Annotated in this window: 10 protein-coding genes and 1 pseudogene; 3 read left to right on the plus strand and 8 right to left on the minus strand. The window is 66.0% G+C overall.

The features are described 5' to 3' along the window. Positions 1-82: 82 nt before the first annotated feature. The 6 genes from Q8R73_RS15460 to Q8R73_RS15485 form a co-directional block, all read right to left on the minus strand. Entirely contained in the window at positions 83-868 is a 786-nt protein-coding gene (locus tag Q8R73_RS15460) for a molecular chaperone TorD family protein (protein WP_305720421.1), read from the minus strand. 108 nt (positions 869-976) lie between these two features. Next, positions 977-1,636 carry a DUF3306 domain-containing protein gene (locus tag Q8R73_RS15465; RefSeq protein ID WP_305720422.1) on the minus strand — a complete coding sequence of 220 codons (660 nt, stop codon included), beginning with the start codon at positions 1,634-1,636 and terminating at the stop codon, positions 977-979. Further along, the gene (locus Q8R73_RS15470; protein ID WP_305720423.1) at positions 1,633-2,139 is read right to left on the minus strand and encodes a DUF3305 domain-containing protein; all 507 of its coding nucleotides are present in this window, start codon (positions 2,137-2,139) and stop codon (positions 1,633-1,635) included. Before Q8R73_RS15470 ends, Q8R73_RS15465 begins: the two co-directional genes overlap by 4 nt. Before the next feature lie 25 nt (positions 2,140-2,164). Beyond that, positions 2,165-3,187 carry a DUF6352 family protein gene (locus Q8R73_RS15475; protein WP_305720424.1) on the minus strand — a complete coding sequence of 341 codons (1,023 nt, stop codon included), beginning with the start codon at positions 3,185-3,187 and terminating at the stop codon, positions 2,165-2,167. Continuing rightward, positions 3,184-3,759: a DUF6505 family protein gene (locus Q8R73_RS15480; RefSeq protein ID WP_305720425.1), complete on the minus strand. Its 576-nt coding sequence runs from the start codon at positions 3,757-3,759 to the stop codon at positions 3,184-3,186. The genes Q8R73_RS15475 and Q8R73_RS15480 overlap by 4 nt, the downstream gene beginning before the upstream one ends. Before the next feature lie 7 nt (positions 3,760-3,766). Then, on the minus strand, positions 3,767-4,522 hold the full coding sequence (locus tag Q8R73_RS15485; RefSeq protein WP_305720426.1) for a biotin/lipoate--protein ligase family protein: 756 nt from the start codon (positions 4,520-4,522) through the stop codon (positions 3,767-3,769). A 164-nt stretch (positions 4,523-4,686) separates the two neighbouring features. On the opposite strand from Q8R73_RS15485, the gene Q8R73_RS15490 reads away from it, so the two are divergent. Together Q8R73_RS15490 and Q8R73_RS15495 are read left to right on the plus strand one after the other, a co-directional pair. Beyond that, positions 4,687-6,726: a 4Fe-4S binding protein gene (locus Q8R73_RS15490; protein WP_305720427.1), complete on the plus strand. Its 2,040-nt coding sequence runs from the start codon at positions 4,687-4,689 to the stop codon at positions 6,724-6,726. 63 nt (positions 6,727-6,789) lie between these two features. Beyond that, positions 6,790-7,587: pseudogene (locus tag Q8R73_RS15495) on the plus strand (Mrp/NBP35 family ATP-binding protein); the annotation flags it as partial. A gap of 36 nt (positions 7,588-7,623) precedes the next feature. On the opposite strand, the gene Q8R73_RS15500 reads toward Q8R73_RS15495, so the two are convergent. Further along, the gene (locus Q8R73_RS15500) at positions 7,624-7,917 is read right to left on the minus strand and encodes a hypothetical protein (protein ID WP_305720428.1); all 294 of its coding nucleotides are present in this window, start codon (positions 7,915-7,917) and stop codon (positions 7,624-7,626) included. A 194-nt stretch (positions 7,918-8,111) separates the two neighbouring features. Between Q8R73_RS15500 and Q8R73_RS15505 the strand changes: the two genes are divergently transcribed. Further along, positions 8,112-8,537 (plus strand): VOC family protein, encoded by a 426-nt coding sequence (locus Q8R73_RS15505; RefSeq protein ID WP_305720429.1) that lies wholly within the window; start codon positions 8,112-8,114, stop codon positions 8,535-8,537. 221 nt (positions 8,538-8,758) lie between these two features. Here the strand turns inward: Q8R73_RS15505 and Q8R73_RS15510 are convergent. Beyond that, positions 8,759-8,886: transposase (locus tag Q8R73_RS15510; protein ID WP_305720430.1), on the minus strand; the 128-nt coding region annotated here is incomplete at its 5' end.

Below are 8,886 nucleotides of genomic sequence, written 5' to 3' on the forward strand. Positions count from 1 at the left end.
TCGACGCCGCCTTCGGCGGCGGGCGCCTTGCTGTCGATTGGCTTGCGCATTGCAGTCTCCCTTTCGCTTGCCTTCGCCGCTGTCAGGACAGCGTGAAGGCCTCGGATTCCAGTTCCATGAAAATGCGGCCGACCCGGCCGACGGCACGGTAGAATTTGGCGGATTGCGACATTTCGAGATCGGCGAACATTCGCGCCGCCCACGGCTTCAAATGGCGCTCGAAGAATCGCTGCTGTTCGCTGAAGTCGGCCTCGAACTCGCCGCGGGCGAGACCGGACATCACCTCGAGCAGGATCGCGAGGTGATCTTCCGGCTCCCGCGACGGGCCGGCGCGCTCGATCCCGAGCCGGTCGAAATCTTCGCGCACCCGCGCCAGCGGGCGCTCGTGCAGAAAACCGGTCAGGTAATAGGAGGCATAGGGCAGCAGCTCGCCGCGCCCGAGCCCGACGAACAGATCGAAGAATTCCTTGCTGACGGCGCGATCATCCGCCGCCGCCGCCGCCGCCGACAGTTCGATATGCGCGATGCCGAGATCGGACGCATCGCCCTTCAGCGTGGCAACGCGCCGGAGCGTGTCGGCGTCGGGCGCCTTGCCGAGCAGCAGCGACAGCAGGCCGTATTGCGCGGCGCGCAGCTGGTCGATCTCGTCGATTTCGGATTTTGATATCACCTGATCCTTTGGGAGTCCGTAGAGATCGGGGCGAAGAATGTCGCGTTGCACCCGCGTGAGCGCCTCGACAGCGAGCACCCGTTCGGCGGGAATCCGGGACCACGCCGAAACCGATGGCTGGGCAATGCCGATCCCTCGCGCCAGCGATGCGACGCCACCTGCTGCCTTGATTGCCTGTTCCAGTCCGGCGTCCCGCATGCTGGACGGATCCCCCGTGCCTCTTAATCGGGCATACAATTTAGAACTGGAATTATTCCAGTTCGAATTAATAACATAGGCGGGGGCTATGTCTGCAAAAAACTTTGTCTAAACAATCGGTTTTGCAGAGCCATGGCGTCGCACCGCCGGTTGCGGTGCAGCAGCCGAATCGGGCGGCAGGCCGTCATCGGTGCTCGCATTTTGTGCTACCGACTCACCGTCGTCACGCCGCCGCAGCGGATCGGCAGGCAAATCCGGCGTGGGTGCGGGCAAGGCGTGAAGGTCCACATCGGCTCCGGCATCGTCCGCCGGATCCCGTTTCGGATTGGACACCGTTTCAGGTTCAGCCGCCGGCCCGTCGCCCATGATCTGCAACACCATCCGGGCGACATCGATGCCGGCGCCGATCTCGCCCGTGCCCGGCACGCCGCCGGGCGTGTTCCAGTCATAGGCGTATTCGAGCGCGGGGTTGACGTAATTGCGGATCGCGGGATCCAGCGCCCAGGATTGTCGCAGCGCCGCATTGCGCAGATGCTCGGGAACGCCCTTCTGCAGAAACCCGGTGATATCGGTCGCGCCCGTCATCTCCTCCAGTTTCGGCAGGCTGGAGAGGTCGAACTCAGGCGCCGCCTCGGCTTCGGCCACCGCGGGCGGTATCTCGGCCGCAGGCTCATCCGACTTGGGTTCGGGTTGCTTTGCCTCCTGCTTGCGCTGCGACCAACGCGCCAGAAAGCCCTTGTCATCATCGTCATGATCCGGGCCGCTCATGAGCGCTCCGTTCCGTCATCCCGCATGCGGCCGCGATCGCCGCTCTTGCGGTCCCGCTGGCGCTTGTGGAACTGGCGTTCGACATGAAACCGATCGACAAAGGCGGCGATCCACGCCGCGATCCCGGGCGGCATCGGGACGGTGCCGATCACGTCGCATCCGCTTTCGAAGATCGCTTCTCCCTCGGTCGGGTCGGCGGTGACCTTGGTCAGTTCGAGTTCGGGGCCGCCATCCTGCCGCCGCAGCGCGACCCAGATCAACGGCGCGCCGTCGGCGAGGTTGTCGCGGTAATTGGCGGTGTCCGAAATGAACAGATCGATGCTGGCCGCGCCGGCATAGTAGATCGTCGCGTCGGTCTCGCTCGACAGCACGGTCCACGGCGCGGTGTCGGGCACTTCGTCGAGGATCATCGCCGGCGACCACATGTGATCGATCCAGGGATTGTCGATGGAACGGCGGCGCAGCACCACGCCGACCTGGCGGGACACCTCGGTCATCGCCATGACAGGTCCTTCGTTGTCCGGCCGCTCATGCGACATCGGCAGTAGCCGCCAGCGGCAAACCTGCGACCAGGTTCTGCGGCTTCAGCCGCACCACCTTGTCCGCACCCATCGCCAGAATGAGATAGACCGGCCTGCTGCCGACGCGCGCGTCGACCAGCCGCGTATCCTCGATGGCCAGGCGCATCAACCCGACGATCCGCTCGGCGGCGTCGCCTCCGAGTGTCGCGCCGTTCCACAGGGCGTTGCCGATCTTCGTGCCCTCGCTGTCGAGGCCGATGAACCAGCGCCAGTCGCGGTCCTCGATCGAGGCCACTGTCTCCACCTTGACGGTCACGCCAAGCAGATGGGCGATCCAGCGTTCGATCACCCGGCAAAGCCCGGCGCGCGCCTTCGGATTGCCGCCGATGTTCATCACCATCGCGTGCGCGTCGGAACGCGACCAGTAGGTCCAGGCATTGTCGTCGTCCATCACATCCATCTCGCCGAACTCCTTCGGCGGCGCCAGCATCGCGGTCAGCGGCGAGGAATGGATGTCGTGCCGGGCGTGCTGCTGCGCCTCGATCACCTCCGCGTCGGCCAGCAGCAGCGTGCCGTCGTGCACGGTGGCAAGCTGGCTGCGGTAGAACAGTTCGGCGGCGCGCAGCATGAAGGGATCGTCGCAGCCCTCCAGCGCGTTGCGCAGGATCAGGTGGCAGAGCTGCGACAGGAAGATCGGCGGCAGATCGCCGGCGCCCTTGCGGGCCAGCGCCACATACACAGCCTCCAGCGAGGGCGCAGCCACCAGCCGGTCGCGGAAATTCACCATGAAGGTCCAGTTTTCCCGCGCGTCGGCATCCGCCAGCGCCGCGATATCGGCTTTGCTCACCGGGCGCAGCGGATCGGCCAGCAGGTTGGCATGCAGCCGCAGTTCGGCGTTGCAGGCGTCGGCCGGCGGCATCAATTCAGGCCGCGCCAGATAGGCCATGATCAGTTCGGGCGTCGCCAACAGCCCGCCATGATCGCCACGACGGGTCAGGTGATGGCCGGAGGCGACCCAGAATTCTCTCATGTGCGATCCCTGGTCATGCCGTCAGTCTTGATCAAACCCATCAGATCGACCTGTTCGGCCGGCTCATCTTCGCCTTCCACCTCGTGAAAGGTAAAGGCGCTGGCATGCGCGTGCAAGGAATCGGCGCTGCCCGGGGTCTCGCGTGGCCGAAGCGTGCGAAAGCGCTCGCGGATATCGCCGTCCTCGACGCTGCGCTGCACCGCGAGCAGGGTCTGCGGGGCGTGATCGCACAGCGAGGCCGCGAACGCGACCTCTTCTTCGGCGGCCAGCCGTGCTGCGGCTGGATCCGGCGCGCCGAATTTTTCCAGCAATGTTGCCGCGAGGCGCTCGACCATGGCCGCGCGCTCGGCTTCGGTCGCCTCGGTGACGATCGCGAGCGTCGACCAGCCAAGACTGTCGATGCCGAGAAAGCCCGACCGCAGCGCCACGCGCGCCTTCGGGCCGAGCGTGGCAGGGTCCCGGTTCCAGAACGCAAACGCGCCGGACACCGCCCATTCGCCCGGTTCCGCCGCCCGCTCGAACACGAACGTGTCGGACGGATCGAGCCGGATGGTTCGCGGCAGTTTCAGCATGTCCGCCTCATCCGGGCTTTGGGCCGCGCGCCTGGCGATCATACCAGTCCGCGCGCGCCAGCGCGTCGACGAGGCTGCTCCGTTCCGGCGGTTCCTTGCCGGTTGCAGCGCGTACCAGCAGATCGCCGTTGACGTCGATGCCTCTGATCCCGCCGGCGCTGGCCGGCGCCAGCCGGGTCAGATAGTCGCGCGCGACCGCCTCGAATCCGCGTTCCCGCCACCGGTCGAACGCGGTCATCAGATGCCGCGCAAAACTTTCGATGATCGCGTCGGTATCGATCATCTCGAAACCCTCGCTCAGCATCGCGACGCCTGATGCGGCCTGCACCTCCTCGACATGGGCCATGTCGGCGGCGCGCAGGATGACGCCGAATACCAGCCAGGCCGGCACCTCGTCCTCGGCGCATCCCGCGGGGATGCCGAGCCGGGCGCCGCCCAACAGTCCGCCGTCGAACCTGACGGCGTCGGGCCAGTCGAAACCGACCTCCCGCTCGGGCGGGCAATGCGACGATATGGCGTCGCCCAGCGCATTCATGCCGGCAAAGAACGCCCGGCGCGCCGAGACCAGCGCTTCGTCGGGTTCGAGCACCACGGCGAATTCGACCAGATCGTAGCGCCGCACCCAGACCAATGTTCCCGCGCCCGAACTCGCCGCGATCTCGCAGCCATGGGCGAACGCGTCGCCAAGCTCGCGCAATGCGACCAGATCGTAGCCCGGGGGCAGATCGAGTGTCTGTTCCACGTCCGCGAGGCGCGACGTCATCGAAGGCTCATCCCCAATCGCTTTGCATTCCGCCGATGTATGCTATCCCGCCCGGGCTCGTAACGCGAGCACGTCAGGCCTTGCGGATTTCTCATGCAGCAGGTACCGCGGAACCGGACAACGAAGCAACCGCGCGCGCGGCGCGCCGGTTCGGAACATTAATCATGAGTGCGGTGCCGTCTCATCTCCTGATCTGCAGTTGCGAAAAGAGCATGCCGCTCGACGCAGCGGCGATCGGCCGCGGCTGCGGCGGCACCATCACCGAGACCAACCAGCTCTGCGGCCTCGAACTCGATCGCTTCAAGGCAGCACTTTCCGAGGGCGTGCCGATCACGGTGGCCTGCACCCAGGAAGCCCCGCTGTTTCGCGAAGTCGCGGAGAATTCGCCGCAGGCGGAACTTACCTTCGTCAACATCCGCGAAACCGGCGGCTGGTCGAACGACGCGGCTGCCGCAGGTCCGAAAGCCGCGGCACTGATCGCGGCGGCGCAGGAAGACATGCCGCCGATCTCGCTGGTGACGCTGGAGAGCACCGGCGTCGCGCTGATCTATGGCTGCGACGAGGTCGCGATCGAGGCCGCCCAGCGTCTCGCCGACCGCCTCGACATCACCGTGCTCCTGAGCAAACCCGGCGACGTCATCCCGCGCCGCAGCAATGAATTTCCCGTGCTGAAGGGCACCATCCGCAACGCCAGGGGCCATCTCGGCGCATTCGAGTTGGCGATTGACGACTACGCGCTGCCGGCGCCGTCGTCGCGCGCCAAACTGGTGTTCGGATCTTCGCGCAACGGCGCCACCTCGACCTGCGACCTGATCCTCGATCTGTCCGGCGGCGCGCCGTTGTTTCCCGCGCATGAATTGCGGCCGGGCTATCTGCGCGCCGATCCGCGCGACCGCGCCGCGGTCGAACGCGCCATCGCGGAAGCAGGCAGCCTGGTCGGCACTTTCGACAAGCCGCGCTTCATCCAGTTCGAGGCCGCGCTGTGTGCGCATTCGCGCTCCGGCATCACCGGATGCACCCGCTGTCTCGATCTGTGTCCGACCGGCGCGATCACGCCTGATGGCAATGCGGTCGCGATCGACGCCAATGTCTGCGCCGGCTGCGGCGCCTGCGCATCGGTGTGCCCGACCGGCGCCGCCTCCTATTCGCTGCCGAGTGCGGATGCGCTGATGCGGCGGCTGCGCACGCTGCTGCAGAGCTACCACAAGGCCGGCGGCAGCGGCGCCATCGTGCTGTTCCATGACGGCGAGCATGGTGACGCCCTCATCGACGCGTTGGCGCGGTTCGGCGCTGGCCTGCCGGCCAACGTGCTTCCGGTTCGCGTCAACGAAGTGACGCAACTCGGGCCGGAGAATATCGCTTCGGTGTTCGCCTATGGCGGCAGCGGCGTCGCCATGCTGACCCGCGCCAGACCGAAGCACGACATTTCAGGGCTTCGCCGCGCCGCGGAGATGTCGGACACCATCGTCTCGGCGCTCGGTTTTGGCGCCGGCCTGGTGCGGATCATTGAGACCGACGATCCCGACCAGCTGCGCGTTCTGCTGGATACGCAGCCGGCCGGCGTCGTGGCGCCAAAGCCGGCGAGCTTCGTGCCGCGCGGCGCCAAGCGCGGCGTGCTCGAAACCACGTTTCGCGAGCTGCATCTGGCCGCACCCGTGCCGGTCGATACCGTGCCGCTGCAGCCGGGCGCGCCGTTCGGCGGCGTCCATTTGAATGTCGAGGGCTGCACGCTCTGCCATGCCTGCGTCACCGCCTGCCCGACCCATGCGCTGTCGGACAATCCCGATCGCGCCATGCTGCGCTTCACCGAAAGCCTCTGCGTGCAGTGCGGGCTGTGCCAGTCCACCTGTCCGGAAGACGTCATCACGCTGGAGCCTCGGCTGGACTTCAAGGCGTGGAACGCGCCGCTGACCGTGCTGAAGGAAGAAGAGCCGTTCCATTGCATTGCCTGCAACAAGCCGTTCGGCACCAAGAGCTCGATCGACCGCGTGCTGGCCAAGCTCGGCGAGAAGCACTGGATGTTCCAGGGCGCCAATGCCAAGCGACTCGACGTGATCAGGATGTGCGCGGATTGCCGCGTCGAAGCCGTGGTCAACGAGAGCTTCGATCCGCATGCGGCGCCGCAACCGCGCCCGCCCGTCATGACGACGGAGGATTATCTGCGCGCGCGTGACGCCGGCAAGGGCGATCCGCTGGATTCGTAAGGAAGACACTTGTCCGCCACTCAACCAACCATGCAGGCCCGCGCGACCTCGAAAGCGTCAGGCATCCCCGGGGTCAGGCACGTCATCGCGGTGGCGTCGGGCAAGGGCGGCGTCGGCAAGTCCACCACCTCCTGCAACCTCGCGCTCGGCTTCGCCGCGATCGGGTTGAGGGCCGGCATTCTCGACGCCGACATCTACGGGCCTTCGCAGCCAAAGCTGTTCGGCCTGCGCGGCAAGCCGCGGCAGATCGGCCCCCGCATGCTGGAGCCGATGGAGCGTTTCGGCGTCAAGGTGATGTCGATCGGCTTTCTGGTCGAGGAAGACCTCGCCATGATCTGGCGCGGCCCGATGGTGATCTCGGCGATCACCCAGATGCTGCGCGAGGTGGCGTGGGGCGATCTCGATATTCTCGTGGTTGATCTGCCGCCCGGCACCGGCGATGCGCAGCTCACCATGGCGCAGCAGACCCCGCTGGCGGGCGCGGTGATCGTCTCGACGCCGCAGGACATCGCCCTGATCGACGCAAGGCGCGGCATCGCGATGTTCGAGAAGGTCAACATTCCGCTGCTCGGACTGATCGAAAACATGTCGGGCTTCTGCTGCCCGACCTGCCGCCACGTCACGCCGATCTTCGGCCATGGCGGCGCCCGGCTGGAAGCGGTGCGGCGCGGCATTCCGTTTCTCGGCGAGATCCCGCTCGACCTGCAGATCCGGCAGACCTCCGACGACGGCCGCCCCATCGTGGCGACCGAGCCCGACGGCGTCCATGCGCGGCATTACATCGATATCGCCCGCGCAATCTGGACCGCGGTCTCGACGGGCGCGGCGAGCCGCCCGCCGCCGCGGATCGTCATCGAGTAGGCGTTTTCTTGCCCAGACAGGACAAGCCGCGGCCGCTTATGTTTTCGGCTTGGAATCCGGCGGACAATCCTTGCGGTTTTCCATCGGTTTGCCGTCGCTTTGCACGGTCGGCGCGGCGGAACCGGCGTGGCCGGAGGCGCTCGGCAATATCGCGCTTTTTTCCACGGCCATCGAATTGGCGGTCTTTTGCTCGCCGATCCCCGAGGTCGCCGCACCCGTCGTCGTGCAGTTGGTGTCCTGCTGCAGGGCCGACGGTGCCGCGGTTTGCGCGACGGCTGCTCCCACAAACAGGGAACTGGCGAAAATAGCTGCCGCGATGCGATAAGTCATTTTTGTCTCCTTCGAGCGAAAATCGCTGCTGAAATCCACTGAAAAGAACAGCCCCCGCTGACAAAGGTTCCATCGCCGGCTGCACGGGGAACGACGGCGCTAGGCTTGCGCCAAAAATAGTCCGGTCTCCCTGTCGGTTTGCGGTCTCCTTGTCCGTCCTCGAGGTGAGTGACGTAAATCGAAAGGATACAGAAATGGCCGCCATCCAGGTCGTTACCCCGCACCTCGTCGTCAGCGATGCCAATGCCGCGATCGAGTTCTACAAGCAGGCGCTTGGCGCAACCGAGGCGGTACGGATGCCGGCGGAGGACGGCAAGCGCCTGATGCATGCGGAGTTGAACCTCGGCGGCGCCCGGATTTTCCTGATGGACGATTTTCCCGAACATCGCGGGTCGCACGGGGTGGACGCGGTGTTTCCGCCCGACCAGATCAAGGGCACCTCGGTCACCATGCATCTCGAAGTCGAGAACTGCGACGCGGCAGTGAAGCGCGCGGCCGACGCCGGCGCCGTCGTCACGCTGGAGCCATGGGACTCGTTCTGGGGCGCGCGCTACGCCCGCATCATGGACCCGTTCGGCCATTCCTGGAGCTTTGCGCACACACTGCCGGGAAAGGGGTGAAGGCAACAAATGCGGACCTCATCTTGAGGAGCCGCGCGTCTTCGCGCGGCGTCTCGAAAGATGGCGGCAAGTCATGTGCCGCACGTCATGTGCCAGATGGTTCGAGACGTGCGCCGGGCGGCGCATGCGCGCGGCCCGGACGCACTCCTCACCATGAGGGAGTAGGGTGGTGTCGCGCCGGGACGACGAGATAGCGCCTGCTATAGTACTAGGGTCCAGACTCAATTGAGCCAGTATGCGACGAGAGCGGCGAGATGAACAGCAGCCAAGAAATTCCGGGCGAGCTTGTCATAACGCATGGCGACGCGCCGGAAGTCCTTGAGCCTGCAAAAGCAGCGTTCGATGACAT

The sequence above is a fragment of the Bradyrhizobium sp. genome (assembly GCF_030697065.1).
Classification (GTDB): domain Bacteria; phylum Pseudomonadota; class Alphaproteobacteria; order Rhizobiales; family Xanthobacteraceae; genus Bradyrhizobium.

Bases quoted from the DNA above. Each gene is read 5' to 3' on its own strand.
- Q8R73_RS15460 (WP_305720421.1), bottom strand. From the start codon at position 868: ATGCGGGACGCCGGACTGGAACAGGCAATCAAGGCAGCAGGTGGCGTC.
- Q8R73_RS15465 (WP_305720422.1), bottom strand. From the start codon at position 1,636: ATGAGCGGCCCGGATCATGACGATGATGACAAGGGCTTTCTGGCGCGT.
- Q8R73_RS15470 (WP_305720423.1), bottom strand. From the start codon at position 2,139: ATGGCGATGACCGAGGTGTCCCGCCAGGTCGGCGTGGTGCTGCGCCGC.
- Q8R73_RS15475 (WP_305720424.1), bottom strand. From the start codon at position 3,187: ATGAGAGAATTCTGGGTCGCCTCCGGCCATCACCTGACCCGTCGTGGC.
- Q8R73_RS15480 (WP_305720425.1), bottom strand. From the start codon at position 3,759: ATGCTGAAACTGCCGCGAACCATCCGGCTCGATCCGTCCGACACGTTC.
- Q8R73_RS15485 (WP_305720426.1), bottom strand. From the start codon at position 4,522: ATGACGTCGCGCCTCGCGGACGTGGAACAGACACTCGATCTGCCCCCG.
- Q8R73_RS15490 (WP_305720427.1), top strand. From the start codon at position 4,687: ATGAGTGCGGTGCCGTCTCATCTCCTGATCTGCAGTTGCGAAAAGAGC.
- Q8R73_RS15500 (WP_305720428.1), bottom strand. From the start codon at position 7,917: ATGACTTATCGCATCGCGGCAGCTATTTTCGCCAGTTCCCTGTTTGTG.
- Q8R73_RS15505 (WP_305720429.1), top strand. From the start codon at position 8,112: ATGGCCGCCATCCAGGTCGTTACCCCGCACCTCGTCGTCAGCGATGCC.